Here is a 17,104-nt window from a genome sequence, read left to right on the forward strand (position 1 = left end):
GCGGCTTCAGGACGCCAGAAGACGGCCCGGATGGCGAGAAGTTTTAGGAAGCGTTTCTATGAGGTGTGGGAAGGCGGGAGCCGGGGTAGACCGGCCCCCACGTCGCAGGCCCGATCAGACCTGGATGGACTGCAGCTGGCTGTCGAACGCGAACACGGCGCGGGCCACGTCGGGCGCGGTTTGCGGGGTGACGCGCTGGAAGTAGCCGAGCGACTTCTCCCAGTTGGCCAGGATCTCGGCGGCACGGGGGCTGCCGGTAAGCTTGCGGTGCAGTTCGATGAGCTTGCGCAGGGCGACGATCTCGGTGTTGTCGTCGAGGCGCTCGAGGGAAACCATGTCCGGGTTGAGGTTGGGCTGCAGCTTGTTGTCGGGATCGTAGACAAAAGCCACGCCACCGCTCATACCGGCGCCGAAGTTACGGCCCGTCTCGCCAAGGACGACGATCGTGCCGCGGGTCATGTATTCGCAGGCGTGGTCCCCCACCCCTTCGACCACCGCAGTGGCACCGGAGTTACGGACCGCGAAGCGCATACCGACCTGGCCGGCTGCGAAGAGGTAGCCGCCGGTGGCACCATAGAGGCAGGTGTTGCCCGCGATGGTGTTTTCGTGCCAAGCATACTTTACGTCGTCCTTCGGGCGGAGGATAATCTCGCCGCCGTTCATGCCCTTGCCGACATAGTCGTTGGTGTCGCCAATGAGCTTGATGCGGATACCTTGGACGAGGAAGCAGCCGAGGCTTTGACCGGCGCTGCCGCGCAGTTCGAGGTTGATCGTGCCGGGCTCGAGACCGTGGTTGCCGTGCAGGTAGGCCACTTCGCCGGAGATCTTGGTGCCGACGTTGCGGTCGACGTTCACGACCTTGTACTTCTGCGAGAAGCTGGGCTTGCGATGCGTCACCGTTTCCTTCGCGTCTTGCAGGATCGAATCGTCCAGGGTGCCCTGATTGCCGATGCGTTCGTTGCGGGCGCGGGTGTGGATGCGCGGTTGTTCCCAGGTCGGGTCGACGGCGTAGAGCAGGCGCGAGAAGTCGAGGAAGTCGGACTTCGGGTTGCGCGGGTCATTGATCTGCTCGAGCATGTCGGTGCGGCCGATCATCTCGTCCATCGTGCGGAAGCCGAGCTTGCTCATGATCATGCGCACGTCTTGCGAGACCGCGTTGAAGTAGTTGACGATGTATTCGGGCTTGCCGCGGAACTTGGCGCGGAGGTCGTCGCGTTGGGTGGCGACGCCGACCGGGCAGGTGTTCAGGTGGCAAACACGGAACATGGCGCAACCACCGGCGATGAGCGCCGCAGTGCCGAAGTTGTATTCTTCCGCGCCGAGGAGGGCTGCCGTCACGATGTCGCGGCCGGTCTTCATGCCGCCGTCGGTCCGCAGGGTCACGCGGCTCCGCAGGTCGTTGAGCATGAGGACCTGGTGGGCTTCGGCGAGGCCGATTTCCCAGGCCGAACCGGCGTGCTTGATCGACGAGATCGGCGAAGCGCCGGTGCCGCCGTCGTGGCCGGAGATGAGGATGACGTCGGCATAGGCCTTGGCCACCCCGGCAGCGATCGTGCCGACGCCGGAGCTGGCGACGAGCTTGACGCAGACCTTGGCACGCGGGTTGACCTCCTTGAGGTCGAAGATCAGCTGCGCGAGGTCTTCGATCGAGTAAATGTCGTGGTGCGGCGGGGGCGAGATCAGCGTCACGCCGGGCACGGAGAAGCGGAGGCGGGCGATCAGCGGGCTGACCTTCCAGCCCATGAGCTGGCCACCTTCGCCCGGCTTCGCGCCTTGAGCGACCTTGATCTCGATTTCCTTCGCGTTGGCGAGGTATTCCGCCGAGACGCCGAAGCGGCCGGAGGCGACCTGCTTGATCGCGCTGTTGGCGCTGTCGCCGTTTTCGTAGGGGTGGAAGCGCACGGGGTCTTCACCGCCTTCGCCGGAGTTCGACTTGCCGCCGATCCGGTTCATGGCAATGGCGAGCGTCTCGTGCATTTCGGGCGAAAGCGCACCGAGCGACATGGCGGCCGTGGTAAAGCGGCGGCGGATGTCTTCAACGGATTCGACTTCGTCGAGCGGCACGGACTTCTTGGCCTTGGCAGCGGGATACTTGAAGCGCAGGAGGTCCTTGATCGTGACCGGGGGGTGGTTGTCGGAAGCTTCCTGCCAAGTGAGGTAGCTCGCGTATTCCCCGTTCTTCCGGATCATGTTGTTCATGCCGGAGATGACCTTGCTGCTCCAGGCGTGGTATTCGCCGGGGCCCTTCTTGACGGGCCAGAGCCAGCCTTCGTTCCAAAGCTCCGCCGGGCGGTCCATCGGGAACGCATTCTGGTGGCGGCGCAGCACTTCGAGGGCGAGTTGCTCGTAGCCAATGCCTTCGATGGGGCTGGGCGTGCCTGTGAAGTTGGCGTCGATTACCTCCGAGCTGAGGCCGATCGCCTCGAAGATCTTGGCCCCCTGGTAGCTGAACAGGGTGCTGATGCCCATCTTGGACATGATCTTGAGCAGGCCGGCGTCGATGGCGTGGCGGTAGTTGTGCAGGGCCTTCTCCGCGTTGACCTTGGAGATGCCTTCGTCTTCCTTCGCCTCGCGCAGGAGCTTGCGGATGATGTCGTAGACGAGGTAGGGGTAGACGGCATTGGCGCCGTAACCGAGCACGGTGGCGACTTGGTGGACGTCGCGCACGTCGCCCGTTTCGGCCACGATGTCGCAATCGATCCGGCGGCCCATTTGCACGAGCTCGCTATGGACGGCGCCGACGGCGAGCAGCATGGGGATACCGGCCACGTCCTTGCTGACCTTGCGGTCAGAAATGACGATGATGCGGTAAGGCTTCTTTTCGAGCGCCTGGCGCACTTCGGCCCGCAGCTTTTCCAGCGCCGGCTCGAGGCCTTGCGGGCCTTCGGTGACGGGGAAAGTGGCGTCGACCGTCAGCACCTTGCCCTTGAGGAAGTCGGTCTTCCCGATTTCGCGGAACTCGTGGTCGAGCAAGACGGGGGATTCGAGCGCGAGGAAGTGGTGATCCTTGACGCGGGTCTCGAAGAGGCCCATGCGACCGCCGAGGTGCATCTTCAGCGACATGACGGTGCGTTCCCGCAGCGAGTCGATCGCGGGGTTCGTCACCTGGGCGAAGAGCTGCTTGAAGTATTGGTAGACCAGCTTCGGGCGGCGGCTCATCACGGCGAGCGGCGAGTCTTCGCCCATCGCGCCGATGGGCTCCTTGCCGTGCTCCATGATGGGCTTGATGAGGATGTTTTCCTCATCGAGGTCGTAGCCGTGGGCGACGCGCAGGGCGGTAATGGCCTCATCGTCGACGCTGCTGGTCTCGTAGTCGGCCGTTTTTTCGGCGACTTCGTGCAGGTTGCGCACGTTGTTCTCGCACCAGCTGGTGTAATCGAAGCTGTCGCCGAGGCGTGCCTTGATCTCGTCGTCTTCGAGGATGACGTGTTCCTGCAGGTCGAGCGCGATCATGCGGCCCGGCCCAAGGCGGCCGGATTGCACCACGGGGGTGTCCCACTTGGGGATGAGGCCGACTTCGGAGGCGAGAATGACGGTGCCGTCTTCAAAGACCTTGTAGCGCGCGGGGCGCAGGCCGTTGCGGTCGAGGGTGGCGCCCACGTAGCGGCCGTCGGAGAAGACGATCGCGGCGGGGCCGTCCCACGGCTCCATCATGACGGCGTGGTACTTGTAAAAGTTGCGGACCTTCTTGGGCAGCTCGGGATTTTCCTCCCAGGCGCAGGGCATCATGATAGCGGCGCTTTCGATGGCCGGGCGGCCACCTACCGTCATCAACTGGAGGCAGTTGTCGAAGCTGGCGCTGTCCGACATGTCTTCCTGGACCATCGGGACGAGGTCGGGGAAGCGATCACCCCATACGCCGCGGGCGTTGGAGTACTCGCGGGCGCGCATGTTGTTCCGATTGCCGCGGATGGTGTTGATTTCACCATTGTGCGCGAGCATGCGGAAGGGCTGCGCCTTCGCCCAGTCGGGGAAGGTATTGGTGGCAAAGCGCTGGTGGAAGATGGCGAAGGTCGAAACAAACTTCGGGCTCTTCAGGTCGAGGAAGAACTTGCGGACCTGCGGGGCGTTGAAGAGGCCCTTGTAGGTGATGCTGAGGTGCGAGAAGCTGACGACGTAAAAGTCGGTAATCTTCTCTTCACCGGCCAGGCGGGTGCAATACTTCTGCGCGAGCAGGAGGCTGCGCTCGAACTCGTCGGCCTTTTGGCCTTTGGCGCGTTCGACGAGCACCTGGAGAATCTCCGGGCGGGTCGTCTCGGCCTTGCGTCCGAGGGAGCTGTTGTCGATGGGCACTTCCCGCCAGCAAAGGAACTTGATCCCTTCCCGGTTGATCGCCGCCTCGATGATCTCCTTGCAACGGTTGATCACCTTCTTGCTGCCGCGGGGCAGGAAGAACATGCCGGCACCCAGATCTTCTTTCTTCGGCGCCTTGATGCCTTGTTCGGCGAGATGATCAAAGAAGATCTCGTATGGAAGCTGGGTGAGGATACCGGCTCCGTCGCCCGTTACGGCGTCGGCGTCGATGGCCCCACGGTGGGCGAGGTTGCACAGACCGGTGATGGCCCCGTCGATGATCTCATAGCTGGCTTTGCCATGAAGATTTGCGATAAAGCCCACCCCGCAGGCATCGTGTTCCTGCGCGGGATCGTAGAGCCCCTGCGCTGCGGGCCGCAGCGCGCGGTGGTTAACGGTCGTGCAGTGATTAGGCGCGGACATAAGGAAGGAGGGTTGTAGGAACAAGACCTGCAAAGGCAAGGTCAGAATGTTACCATCGGGTAAAAACCATTACCCGGACACAGATGCCCCGGCGAGGAAGCCCCGCCAGGGCTGGACAAATGGGAGGAGGAACGCACCCGAGGTGCGGACGAGTCAAGAACGATGCGATGCCGCTAGAAGAAGCGGATCGCCTGCGAACGCTGGCGAGCGTGCTCTTCGTCGGAGCAGGCCGCGTTGGTCGGCACGTCCGGCTGCACGTCGTTCTGCTTCACCAGCTCGTTGGCGAGCATGTATTGCTCAACTTCTTCGCCCGAGATGTCGGCCAGCATCACGCCGTCGATCACCACGCAGGGAGAAAGGGGCTGGCCGGAGAGGCGGACCATTTCCTCGTAGTTGCGCGGATCGTTGATGATGTCTTTATCCGTGTACTCCAGTTGGTACTTGCGAAAAATAGCGCGGACGCCGTTGCTCCACCCGCAGGTAGGTTTCAAGTATGCGACGATTTCCATGATGCGTTCACCCTCTAAGGTTCTACCGCTATGTCAAGACTGCGCCCATGAGCGCACTGAGATATTTCTTATATTACGTGAATTTACCCGCAATTAAAGCACAAACCGGCCTTTCTGGCAAATCCTCCGCTGCTGGCTACCGGGGGCGGATCGCCCCTACCCCCACGGGTTTCCTGCATCTGGGGCACGCCCGGACTTTCGGCACTGCCTGGCAGCGGGCGCAGGCGGCGGGGGGCACCCTGCTCTACCGGCTGGAGGATCTCGACCAAGCGCGCTGCCGCCCCGAGTTTGCGGCCGCCGCCGTGGAAGACTTGCGCTGGTATGGGCTGGACTGGCAGGAGGGGCCCGATATGGGCGGGCCGCATGCTTCCTACATCCAGAGCGAGCGGGGTGACTGGCATCGCGAGATCTGGCGGCGTTTGAAGGATGGCGGCCATATCTACCCTTCCCCTCATTCGCGCCGGGAAGTGCAGGCGGCGCAACAGGCCGCGAGCGCCCCCAACGAGGGGGATGCGCCGGAGCCGATTTTCCCGCCCTCGCTGCGTCCTCCCCCTGGAACGGGACAAAACAGGACCCATCCGGGTGAGGAGAATTGGCGCTTTCGAGTGCCAGACGGCGAGGGGGTGGGATTTGAGGATGGGCGCCTGGGGCAAAGTGTTTTTACCGCGGGGGTGGATTTTGGGGATTTCATCGTATGGCGGCGCGATGGCTTTGCCGCCTACGATCTCGCGGTGGTGGCCGACGACCACGCGATGGAGATTACCGAAGTGGTGCGGGGCGAGGATCTGTTACTGGCCACGGCCAAACAGCTGCTGCTCTACCGCGCGCTGGGCTGGGAGGCGCCGGCGTGGTTTCATACTCCACTGGTGCGCGATGCGGAGGGCGTGCGATTGGCCAAACGCCATGCGAGCCTGAGCATCCGCGCTTTGGCGGAGGCGGGCTGGCGCGCAGAACGGCTTTGGCGGGAATTACCGCCCGGCTTTTTCGTCTCTTGATGCGGATTTCATTGCGTTACCGACCTAAGATACTCAAGATAGGCGACTTTTCCCCTCGAATTCCGTTTTCATGCTCCCCGTGATCTGCATCATGGTCCCCAAAGTCTCGCTGTCTTCATGACCTGGGAAATCGCTTTCGTCATCTTTCTGCTCCTCGCCTCCCTGGGCAGCTTCATCTGGGAAAAGATACCGACCGACGTCACCGCGCTGATGGTGTTTGCGGTGCTCCTGCTGGTCGGGCAACTGCCCTTCGCCCACGCCCTGCCTTCAGTGGGGGATCTGCTGGCCGTCTTCTCCAACCCGGCGCCAGTCACGATCGGAGCCATGTTTATCTTGAGCGCAGCGCTTGAAAAGGCTGGGGTGATCGACAAGCTGGCGGGCTGGACCGATGGGATGGCGAAGCTGGGCTACCGGGGCGCGCTCGTGGCAATGATCCTGATGGTGGCGACGATTTCGGCGTTCATCAACAACACGCCGGTGGTGGTGATCTTCATGCCCGTGGTGCTGGGCTTTGCGCGCAAGATCAAGACGCCGGCCTCGAAGCTCCTGATCCCGCTTTCCTACGCCTCGATCTTCGGGGGCGTGTGCACGCTGGTGGGTACCAGCACCAACTTGCTGGCCAGCGGCGTGATCACCGCCGCCGGCGAAGAGCCGCTGGGCATGTTTGAGCTGACGCGGATCGGCGTGCCCTTGCTGGTGATCTGTACGACTTTCCTCGTGGTCTTCGGGCACCGGCTGATCCCTCACCGCGAGACGTTGACCGCGATGCTTTCGGAGGAGGAGCGCAAGGAGTTCCTGACCGAGGCTTATGTGCGCCCGGGCTCGCGCTTCATCGGGCAGACGGTGCGCGAGAGCGGCCTGATCAAGGCGCGCCAGATGCGCGTGGTCGAAATCGTGCGCAACGGCATCGCCGTGCGCGGAGACACCAAGGACGTGCCCCTGCTCGCAGGCGACCGTCTGGTGATCGCCGCCCGCCCGCAAGGGGTGGCCCACGCCACTACCGTCGAAGGCTTGAACTTCAGCGAAGGCGATGAGGGTCTGGAGACGATCTCGGCCCACTCGGGTGCGATTGTGGAGGGCGTGATCGGCCCCCGCTCGTCTCTGGCGGGCCATACGATCCGCGAGATCAATTTCCGCCAGCGCTTCCGCATGGTGGTGCTGGCCCTGCACCGCCGGGGCATGAACCTGCGCGACCAGTTGGAAACCGTGCAACTGGAGCGCGGCGACACCCTTTTGCTGATGGGGACCGATCAGGCGCGCGAAGCCTTGCGCAACAGCGACGACCTCCTGTTGCTCGACCGCCCTCCGACCCATGCCACCGCCAACCAGAAGCGCAATGCCTGGATCGTCAGCCTCTCGCTCTTTGCGGTCATCGCGAGCGTCACGCTGGGCTTGATGCCGATTGCGGTGGCCTCGATCGTGGCCGTAGCGGTGGTGTTCCTTACCGGCTGCCTGCAGCCCAAGGATGGGTATGCCGCCATCGAGTGGAGCATCCTGGCGCTGATCTACGGCATGCTGGGCCTGGGGGCCGCGATGGAGAGCACGGGCGCGAGCAAGCTGCTGGCCGACTTGATGGTGCAGGTAATCTCTTTTGGGCCCGACCCGGCGTGGCAGCCTTTCATCGCGCTGGCGGTGCTTTATTTCTGCACCAGCGTGTTGACGGAGGTGCTTTCCAACAACGCAACGGTCGTCTTGATGGCACCCATTGCGTTGAGCCTCGCCCACATTCTGGGGCTCGATCCACGGCCCTTTATCATCGCGATCTGCGTGGGCAGCTCGGCCAGCTTTGCCACCCCCATCGGCTACCAGACGAATACTTACGTCTACGGCGTGGGCGGCTACAAGTTTGCGGACTTCCTGAAGGTGGGCTTGCCGCTCAACTTCGTCTACTTCATCGCCTCCGTCATCCTGATCCCAATGCTGTGGCCGTTCCAGCCGCGCTGAGGGGCGAAGAAGCCTGGCCGACCTAGATGTAATACATCTCTTCGTTGGCAGAGCGCATCATGTCTTCGACCGAGTAGGCCCGCGTCTGCTGCTCCAGCTCTTTGACGACTTCGGCCCAGATGCGGTGGACATTGGCGGCGCTGGCGCCTTCGCTGCTGGTGGAAAAGCCGAGCAACTCTCCTTCGACCGCGCAGACGATGTCGTAGAGCGAAATTTCGCGAGGCGCGCGTGCGAGGGCATAGCCGCCCTGCTTGCCGCGCTTGCTCACAATCAGGCCGGCGTTGCGCAGCTCGTTCAGGATCTGGACGAGGTAGTTTTGCGGGATGTGCTCCGCTTGCGCCAGGTCTTCGATGTGCGGCAACTCCGCTTGCCCGAAAGCTTGCCCGAGCTGGGCGAGGACTTGGCAGGCGTAACCGACTTTGAGCGAGAGTTTCATACCAGAAGGGCTACCAGAACTTTATCTTGGGCCGCAAACCCAAAAAACAACAGATAGTCGCCCCGCAGCTTTGCATTGCCTGCCTACGGGGATGTGCTAAGGTAGCGGTACCAATGGCGGAGAATCTGCAGTTTGAAATCGCGTTTTGCGAGAGCGTGCTCCGGCAACTGCCGCAGGACGCCGACATTATGGAGATGCTCGCGGGCTATTACACCCGGGCGGGCCGGATCGACGACGGCTTGCAGATGGACGAGCGGCTGGTGGAGCTGTGCCCGGGCAACGCTACCCACCACTACAACCTGGCCTGCAGCCTCGCACTGGCGGGCCGGAAAGACGCCGCCGTGGAGCGGCTGCGCGTAGCCCTGCAAAAGGGCTACAGCGATTACGAATGGATGCTGCGGGATGAGGACTTGCAGGGGTTGAAAGGTTTCCCGCCTTTCATCAATCTGCTGGCGGAATTCGAAATCCGCCGCTAGGTGCCCTACTCTTGGCCGCTCCCATCGTGATCACCCATCTGATTTAAATGCGCAAACTTTCGCTCTCCGCCGCTCTCCTCCTTTTTAATCTCCGCCTCGCTGCGCTGCCCCTCGCCTGGCCCATCGGCGGCCCCTCTATCATTCAGGGCGATCAGCTGGAAGCCTGGGCGCAGGCCACCGCCACGGGCGATCCCAATTCAGCCCTATTTGGCTGCGTACGCAACAGCGGCCATCGCTTCCACGAGGCCATCGACATTGCGGCTACCCAATGGGACAACCGCCGCGAGGCCACCGACCCCGTCAAGGCCGTGATGAGGGGCAAGGTCGTCCACATCAGCCCGATCGCAGGCCACAGCTCCTACGGGCGCTACGTGGTGGTCGAGCACCCCGACCTTTCGCCCGCGCTCTACACCCTTTACGCGCACCTCCGCTCGATCGAAGACGGCCTGCAAGTGGGCCAGCAGGTCGAGCTGGGCGACACTTTGGGCGTGCTCGGGCGCAGCGCCACCTACAGTATTCCGCGCGAGCGCGCCCACGTGCACCTGGAGATCGGTGTGCGCCTGTCGGACAACTTTCAGGCGTGGTACGACCGCCAGCCCTTCGGCTCCAAAAACGAGCACGGGATCTGGAACGGCATGAATCTGGTGGGGCTCGATCCGCAGGACTTCTACCAACACTTCAAAGGCGAGGTGACGGACCTGAAGGCCTATTTGGGCAGCCTGCCTCCGGCGGCCATCCTGCAGCTCCGCACCAACAAGGTGCCCGACTTGGTCAAGCGCTACCCGGCGCTGCTGGAAGGCTCGGTGCCCTCGCAGGTGCTGGGCTGGGAAGTCACGCTCACGGGTTACGGATTTCCGCTCAACCTCCGCCCACTGCAGGCTGCCGAGGCCGAATCGCTGGGCGAATTGGGCACCGTGAAGGTCGTGGCCGTGAATCCGGACGAGCTCGACAAGTTTGGCTGCCGCGATCTGGTGAAATGGAATGGCACCACTGCAAATGTGAACCAGGATGGCAGTGAATGGCTGGCCCTGATCTTCAATTTGCGGGACTGATTTTCCTGCCGCAGCTGCAGCTAGCTGCTACCGTTCAAGTGTTTACAGATCTTTAATTGCAAAACGCCATCTAGGGCACACCCCTAGATGCAAAAAGCAGCCCCAGGATCGAAAGGTATTTTTTGCGGAGAGGGGTTCCGAAGCGATAAATCCCGAGATTCCAAGGGCTTAGAGCAAGCGGCGCACAAAGTTGGCATGGCTTATGTTATATAAAGGGGCAAACCTTAACGCCTCAACAGCCATGAAAAATCAACAAATCTTCGCCCTGACCACGACCATGCTGCTGGCCGGAGGACTCTTTGCCCAATCCAACTTCGACAATGCCCGCCAAAAGGGCCACAGCACTCCCATTTACCGCGCCTACCAGCAGGAACAAGCGCCGATGCAGGCCAGCATGCCCCAGGAAGGCATGGAAGTCGCCGCTCGCGATTATGATCCGCAACTGGGCGCCGAAGTCTACGGCCCCGATGGCAAGATGCTGGGCCGCGTGACTCAGGTCCATCGCGACGCCAACAGCGATACGATGGCCTACGAAGTCGCGGCCATCACGCCGGAAAACACGCTCGGCGACTCGATCCGCGTCGACGCCCGCGATGTGGAATTCCACGACGAAGGCATCGCCGCCTACGCCACGGTGACCCCGGGTGTCCACGACCAACTGGCCGCCCTGCCCGCCAACCAAGGGGATACGCGTTATCTGCCCAACGAGGCGCTTGTCTCCAACGAGGCAACGGCCCCGGCGACCACCGCGCAGGACTTCCCGCGTGAACGCACCACCAGCGTGGCCATGAACGAGAGCAACTTGACGCAGGAACAGCTGATCGAGCGCTCCATGGCCTTGCGCCCGAATGAAGCCCGCCGGATCCAATCGCGCCACAACGGCGTCGGCCTCTTCCGTAACAACGAAGTGGTGGCCGCGCTGAATGAAGGCCAGACGACCCGCACGTATTTCGAAACCGCTTCGCCGGCTGACGATGCCACCTCCGGCACCGTTACCACCGCCGAGCCCTTGGGCCTGAAGGATGCGTTGCATCAGCAACTCAGCAGCAGCCCGGAAGCTCAGGACGATCTGCGCCAAGTCCAGATCAACCGTGATGGCAATGTGATCGTGCTGGAAGGCCAAGTGTCTTCCCAGGAGAGCAAGCAAGCCATCGAGCAGGCTCTGCGGAACTCCACCGCGATGCAGATTCGCAACGAATTGGAAGTTGAATAGACAGCAGTAGCTTAGAAGCAGTTGAATAGAGGTGTCGAAGGCCGTTCCCCCGAGGAACGGCCTTCTTGTTATCTGCTTCAGGAAGGGAGTTTCTTGCGCAGCGGCAGGAAGAGGAGGGACGAGATGAGAATCAGCGCACTACTCGTCCAGGCGGCGGCCGATGGTTGCGCCCAGGCGAGGATACCAAAGCCGAGGAAGGGGGCGAAGGTCGAGCGCAAGCCAGTAAAGCCGCCGTGGATGCTCATGTAGGCTCCGACGAGGTGAGGCGGAGCGACCTTCGTCACCCAGATCTGCCACAGGATCCCGCCGCCGCCCGTCGCGATCCCGAAAAACAGCGAGCCGATGACCAGTTGCCACATCTCCTGCGCATGGAAGAAGATGAGGATGTAGGCCATGAAGCTGAGATTGACCGCAATCCGCGTGTAAATGAGATCGAAGCGGTCGAAGAGGTATCCCCAGACGAAGGTCGAGAGGATGCGGAATACCGCGACGTAAGTGACCAGCAGGAGGCTGATCTCGGTATTGGAGAGCTGGAGGCCGTAAGCGGGATTGGCGAGGTATTCGGCCCGCAGGGGCAGCATCATGAGGTTGCCCAGCCCCATGAACATCCAGCCGATCAGCATCTGGCGAAAGATCGTGTCTTTGCGGACCAGCTCAAGGTGCTCCAGCGGGTTGCGAACGCGCGGCGCGGCATCGCGGCTCGAGGGGATTCGCCAGAAGGCAAAGGCGCCCGCCCAGGCGACAGCGGCCGAAATCAGCAATACGATGCGATAGTAGTCGAGGTTGGCATCGAGCAGCCAGCCGAAGATAGTGGCGGCCCCCACGCCGGAGAGCGCAAGCATGAGGTTGCTCATCGCGAGGCGCTTGCCCCGCTGGCTGGCCGGGTAATTATCCGACAGCAGCTGCGTGATCAGCGGCACGTTTTGCGCCATGAGGAACTGCGCGCACAGCACCACGATCACATACGTCTGGATCGTCGGCATCATGGCCGAGAGCGCCAAAGCCGCGCCCGTCAACAGCCAGCAAAGCGCCGCGAGCGAAGAGGGCCGCAGCGGCAGGCGCCCGAGCAGGGGCATGATAAAAGGCCCGAACAGCAGCCCGAGCCCCCACCCCGCCGCCACAAAGGGCTTGAGCATTTCGCTGGCGTGAAAGACGCGGATGGCGATGACGAGCGCAAAGGCTTGCTGCACGCTTTCGAGCACGCCTTGGCTCGCCCCGCGCAACATGTCCCAGCGAAACGTCTGCCGGACGATCTCGGGCGCCGGCTCGACCGGCGGCCCCAGCGTCGCCGTCTTGCTCACTAACGCTTACTCCACTCGAGCATGCGCCGGATGGGCAGCTCGGCCCGTTGGCGCACGCTTTCTTCCATCTCGATGCGCGGCTCGAGGTTGAGCAGCGCATCGCGGACTTTTTCGAGCGTGTTCATCTTCATGTAGCGGCAGTTATTGCAAGCACAGGTATCGGTGGGCCCGGCGATGAAGGTCTTGTGCGGGATCTCGCGCTGCAGGCGGTGGATCATGCCCGACTCCGTCACCACGATGATGCGTTCGGCCGGGGTCGCCTTGCAAAACTGGACCATCTTTTCGGTCGAGCACACCTCGTCGGCCAGGTCACGCACGGCTTGGGTGCACTCCGGGTGGGCCACGACGGGGGCGTCGGGGAACTGGCTGCGCACCTTTTCGATCGCGCGAGTGGTAAAGAGCACGTGGGCGTAGCACGAGCCTGGCCACAGGCGCATCTGGCGGCCCGTTTGACGCGAGACCCAGGCGCCGAGGTTCTGGTCGGGCACAAAGAGGATCTCCCGGTCGGCGGGGATTTGCTCGACGATCTTGACCGCGTTGCCGCTGGTGACGATGACGTCGGCGAGGGCCTTCACGGCCGCCGAGCAGTTGATGTAGGCGACGGTGTAGAGGCCTGGGTTGGCGTCCTGATAAGCCTTCAGCTTTTCAGGCGGGCACGAATCGCTCAGCGAGCAACCGGCCTCGGCGTCGGGCAGGATCACGGTGCGCTGTGGGTTCACGATCTTGGCCGTTTCGGCCATGAAGTGGACGCCACAGAAGAGGATCACGTCGGCATCGGCGTTGGCGGCTTCATAAGCCAGCCCGAGCGAGTCGCCCAGGTAGTCGGCAATCCGCTGGATCGGCTCGATCTGGTAATTGTGGGCCAGAATGACCGCGTTGCGCTGACGCTTGAGCTCCAGAATCTCCTCCTGCAGCGGCGACAAGGGCGCCGGCTCCGTAATCGGAGGATAGATCTGCGGCTCATAATTGAGGGTGCCAAGGGCCATGATCCAGACAAGGTAGTCCACCCCCTTACGCGGTGCAAGCCCAGAGAAAAGCCCAAGCACCCGACCTTGGCGAAAAGTTGCGGCTCCCACACGCCATGAGCATTTGCTTGTACTAGATCAAGTTATGATCGCCGTTTAACAGCTGAAAGTGATGTTTAACATAACCGCGTTTAAATTGAATTGCAACGCATACTGCATTCCGATCAGAATCAAGGTCCAAACCTACCCCTTAACCCACAACTCCTCCTTATCTATGGGACCTAATTGTTACATCGGGCAAATCGGCCTCTATGCCGGAGTGCAGTATATTCCAGATGGCTGGATGCCGTGCAACGGACAAGTGCTGCAAATAGCGCAATACCAAGCCCTTTTCGCAGTCATAGGCTTTACCTATGGCCCTCCCGGCTCCACGCAATTCTACCTGCCAGATCTGCGCGGGCGCGCACCCTACCATTTTGTCCCCCGCCCGGGATCTTACCTCAACTTCAATCAGGGTATGACTGTGGGGGTGGAAAGCGTGATGCTGAACATAACGCAACTGCCGCGCCACACCCACGCAGCGGTGGTCAACACGAGCGCATTGACGGCGCAAACCGGGCAGATCTCCGCCAGCGCCACCACTACGAGCAAGCTGTTCGTAAGCGATCAGGATGCCACCCACACGACTGCAGCGGCAGGCGACAGCCTGGGCACCACCGTGGTCAATGGGACTCGTTGCCAGACTTACAACACCAATGCACCCAACGTGGAGCTCAACAGTGCTTCCGTGACCTCGACCACTAACGTCTACCTGCACGACGTGGACGTCCTGGGAACGGTAGCGGTCCAGAATGGAAATGCCGGGGGCAACCCAGTTGCGCCGCACAGCAACATGCAGCCTTCGCTCCCGCTCGTCTTCGCGATCTGCTACGACGGCATATACCCCGCGCGCCCTTAGCCGCCCATCCAGACACAACCACTCTTTTACCTCAAAACTTTTTCATTATGGGACCTGATAGCTATATCGGCAATATTGCCATTTTCGGAGGCCCTTACAACCCCGCCAACTGGGCAACATGCGACGGTACGTTACTGAGCATCGCAGGCAACGAAGCCCTCTACTCGATCATCGGCACCATGTATGGCGGCGATGGACGCACCAACTTTGCGTTACCCGATCTACGCGGGCGAGTCCCCCTGCATCGCGATTCTCGCCCCGGTACCTTTTACAGCTTTCTACAGTCGATGATGGGAGGACAGGAGATCGTCTCTCTAACGATCCCCCAGATGCCCGCCCACACCCACGCCGTCACCTCAACCGTAAGCCCTCTGGTAGCTCAGAGCAGTCTGGCGCTGGTGGGAACCTCCACCACCAGCGTGCTGAACGTGAGCGACCAGAATGCCACTCAGCCTACGGCCACCGCCGGCAGCAGCCTTGGCACCACCGTGTTGCCGGGCTCGCGCTCCAATACGCCCTGCAATACCTACAACAATCTGACGCCCAACGTAGAGCTCAACAGCGCCAGCATTACATCCACCACCAGCGTCACCCTGAAGAACGTCGGGGTCACCGGCACGGTCAACATCGTCAATTCGCTGGCGGGCGGTGATCCGAACCTGCCGGAAGGGCAATCCAGCCCCCACGCCAATATTCAGCCCTGCATGGCGCTCCGGTTCCTCATCTGCACAAATGGGCTTTACCCGGTGCGGCCCTCGTAATCCGCACATATCTACTCAAGAAAATCAGCCTTTTCACTTTTTCTATTTTTCCCTATGGACGACGAAAATTACATTGGCAGCGTAGAGATTTTTGCCGGCAACTACGCTCCTTCCGGTTGGATGTTCTGCGATGGCACTGCGCTGCTGGTCAGCCAATACCAAGCTCTTTTCAGCCTGATCGGCACGACCTACGGCGGCAACGGCCAGCCCTATTTCAACCTCCCGGACCTCCGCGCCAACATCCCCATCCATACAGGGCAAATGCCCGGCTCCGCCATCTACCACCAAATTGGGCAGGCGGTGGGCTCACAGACGGTAGCGATCCAGTCAAACCAGATGCCCATCCACACCCATGCGGCGGTAGTGGCCAGCATGGCGCTCAAGGCCAGCACCTCCCTCGCCTTGAACAGCGCAAGCACCACGAGCAGCCTGCACGTGAGTGATCAAAACGCCACCCAACCTGCGGCAACGGCCGGAGCCAGCCTCGGCACCACCGTCATGAGCGGCGGCCGCACCACCACGGTCTGCGACACCTACAATACCAATGCGCCCAATGTCGCGCTGAACGCGGCTTCTGTCACCTCGCAGACCTCTCTCCCACTACCGGATGTGGGCGTGACCGGAAACCTCGGCATCACGAATGCCGCGACGGGAGGAGGACCCATCGGGCATGACAACATGCAGCCCTTTCTGGCGCTCAACTTCATCATCTGCGTCAACGGCCTCTATCCGCCACGGCCTTGATCAATCTTCCCGCACTCGCCACCCCGGTAGGCGGCCGGTGATATAGTCGAGGTATAGCCGACTGGGAAAGCGGCGGAAATTGGAAAAAACGCACAGGGGATTCGTGATCAGCGACTCCCCTTCTTTCAGTTCCTCTTCACCATAGGCCTTCACCGTGGTGAAGAGGAGCAGCTCTTGCCCGGGGTGATAGCGTCGCTCGACCTCCACCGCTGTCGTGGCAGGGATGTCCTGTGCCATCGAGAGCACGCCCAGTGGCGCGCCACATGGGTGCTCTGGTCCGGCATGGGGATAGCGGTCAGGCCATTCCGGCTCTTTTCCCTGGCTGGAAATTGCCCAGCTCAGCCGGATTTCCTCCGGGATAAAAATACCCCTCGGGGCAAGGAACTGCCGAGCGTGCCGAGTCAACGCCACTTGCGGCTCCCGCGTGAGCGCGCGGGCCATGACTTCGCAGACAATCAGGTCGTAGCCAGCCTCCGGAGCAAATTCCAGCAGGCTGCCTTCGTGCAGCCTCAAGCGGCCTGGCGGAAAATCGAGCGTATCCAGCCACCGCGCCAGCGTCCGGGCCGATTGGGGGTTGATCTCCACCAGGTCGACCTGCTCGAAGGGCAGAGGCCCCCACAGCGCCAGCAACGGCGTCAAAAGCGTTCCGTAGGGACCGGGGCCGACGTAAAGCACACGCAGGCGAGCCTTTCGCGTCAACGCATCGCGAATGGCCGCATGGATGCCGCGGATAAACTTGCGGGTGCGGTGCACGTCGTCGATACAAGCGGCGGCTCCGCTCGGCGAGAGCGCAATGCCCTCCCGGGTTGTAATCTCGGTCGTATCCGGCGGCATTCCTGCCTCACCCGCGAAGTGCGCACGAAGGGCTTCAGCAAATGCAAACGCGTCCAGCCGGTCTTCGAGCATACCTTGGGTAACGTCTTGCAACGATCGCGTAGCCAACATGGTCAGGAGTATGCCAGCAGCCTACGGAGACGCGAGCTCTTTGGCTCATCCACAAATCCATTGACTCTCGAACGTTTTCGCTAGTATAA

14 protein-coding genes are annotated in these 17,104 nt (G+C 61.9%); 8 read left to right on the forward strand and 6 right to left on the reverse strand.

What is annotated here, in order from left to right; translation table 11 throughout:
- Nucleotides 1–114: 114 nt before the first annotated feature.
- Nucleotides 115–4,716: a glutamate synthase large subunit gene (gene gltB / locus Q7P63_06340; GenBank protein MDP0499704.1), complete on the reverse strand. Its 4,602-nt coding sequence runs from the start codon at nt 4,714–4,716 to the stop codon at nt 115–117.
- 173 nt (nt 4,717–4,889) lie between these two features.
- Nucleotides 4,890–5,225 (reverse strand): glutaredoxin, encoded by a 336-nt coding sequence (locus tag Q7P63_06345; protein ID MDP0499705.1) that lies wholly within the window; start codon nt 5,223–5,225, stop codon nt 4,890–4,892.
- Nucleotides 5,226–5,302: 77 nt separating this feature from the next.
- On the opposite strand from Q7P63_06345, the gene Q7P63_06350 reads away from it, so the two are divergent.
- Together Q7P63_06350 and Q7P63_06355 are read left to right on the forward strand one after the other, a co-directional pair.
- Complete coding sequence (locus tag Q7P63_06350; protein ID MDP0499706.1) at nt 5,303–6,220, forward strand: glutamate--tRNA ligase family protein; 918 nt, start codon at nt 5,303–5,305, stop codon at nt 6,218–6,220.
- A gap of 117 nt (nt 6,221–6,337) precedes the next feature.
- Nucleotides 6,338–8,164 carry an SLC13 family permease gene (locus tag Q7P63_06355; protein ID MDP0499707.1) on the forward strand — a complete coding sequence of 609 codons (1,827 nt, stop codon included), beginning with the start codon at nt 6,338–6,340 and terminating at the stop codon, nt 8,162–8,164.
- Between the two features lie 22 nt (nt 8,165–8,186).
- On the opposite strand, the gene Q7P63_06360 is transcribed toward Q7P63_06355, so the two are convergent.
- A complete protein-coding gene (locus Q7P63_06360; GenBank protein ID MDP0499708.1) occupies nt 8,187–8,600 on the reverse strand; it encodes an Rrf2 family transcriptional regulator in 414 nt (137 codons plus the stop codon).
- Between the two features lie 113 nt (nt 8,601–8,713).
- On the opposite strand from Q7P63_06360, the gene Q7P63_06365 reads away from it, so the two are divergent.
- The 3 genes from Q7P63_06365 (at nt 8,714) to Q7P63_06375 (ending at nt 11,341) form a co-directional block, all read left to right on the forward strand.
- Nucleotides 8,714–9,076 carry a tetratricopeptide repeat protein gene (locus Q7P63_06365; GenBank protein ID MDP0499709.1) on the forward strand — a complete coding sequence of 121 codons (363 nt, stop codon included), beginning with the start codon at nt 8,714–8,716 and terminating at the stop codon, nt 9,074–9,076.
- Nucleotides 9,077–9,123: 47 nt separating this feature from the next.
- The gene (locus tag Q7P63_06370; protein ID MDP0499710.1) at nt 9,124–10,128 is read left to right on the forward strand and encodes a M23 family metallopeptidase; all 1,005 of its coding nucleotides are present in this window, start codon (nt 9,124–9,126) and stop codon (nt 10,126–10,128) included.
- Nucleotides 10,129–10,369: 241 nt separating this feature from the next.
- Nucleotides 10,370–11,341 carry a hypothetical protein gene (locus Q7P63_06375; GenBank protein MDP0499711.1) on the forward strand — a complete coding sequence of 324 codons (972 nt, stop codon included), beginning with the start codon at nt 10,370–10,372 and terminating at the stop codon, nt 11,339–11,341.
- A gap of 77 nt (nt 11,342–11,418) precedes the next feature.
- Here Q7P63_06375 and Q7P63_06380 read toward each other — a convergent pair whose 3' ends face one another.
- Entirely contained in the window at nt 11,419–12,642 is a 1,224-nt protein-coding gene (locus Q7P63_06380) for an MFS transporter (GenBank protein MDP0499712.1), read from the reverse strand.
- On the reverse strand, nt 12,642–13,649 hold the full coding sequence (nadA, locus tag Q7P63_06385) for a quinolinate synthase NadA (GenBank protein MDP0499713.1): 1,008 nt from the start codon (nt 13,647–13,649) through the stop codon (nt 12,642–12,644). The genes Q7P63_06380 and nadA overlap by 1 nt, the downstream gene beginning before the upstream one ends.
- Before the next feature lie 232 nt (nt 13,650–13,881).
- On the opposite strand from nadA, the gene Q7P63_06390 reads away from it, so the two are divergent.
- The 3 genes from Q7P63_06390 to Q7P63_06400 are packed head-to-tail and all read left to right on the forward strand — an operon-like array spanning nt 13,882 to nt 16,070.
- Nucleotides 13,882–14,565: a tail fiber protein gene (locus Q7P63_06390; protein ID MDP0499714.1), complete on the forward strand. Its 684-nt coding sequence runs from the start codon at nt 13,882–13,884 to the stop codon at nt 14,563–14,565.
- A gap of 47 nt (nt 14,566–14,612) precedes the next feature.
- Nucleotides 14,613–15,326, forward strand: coding sequence for a tail fiber protein (locus Q7P63_06395; protein MDP0499715.1), 714 nt, complete (start codon nt 14,613–14,615; stop codon nt 15,324–15,326).
- A 54-nt stretch (nt 15,327–15,380) separates the two neighbouring features.
- Nucleotides 15,381–16,070 (forward strand): tail fiber protein, encoded by a 690-nt coding sequence (locus tag Q7P63_06400; protein MDP0499716.1) that lies wholly within the window; start codon nt 15,381–15,383, stop codon nt 16,068–16,070.
- On the opposite strand, the gene Q7P63_06405 is transcribed toward Q7P63_06400, so the two are convergent.
- Nucleotides 16,071–17,015, reverse strand: coding sequence for a class I SAM-dependent methyltransferase (locus Q7P63_06405; GenBank protein MDP0499717.1), 945 nt, complete (start codon nt 17,013–17,015; stop codon nt 16,071–16,073).
- Between the last annotated feature and the right edge of the window lie 89 nt (nt 17,016–17,104).

The organism is Verrucomicrobiota bacterium JB022, from assembly GCA_030673845.1.
Taxonomy (GTDB): domain Bacteria; phylum Verrucomicrobiota; class Verrucomicrobiia; order Opitutales; family Oceanipulchritudinaceae; genus WOUP01.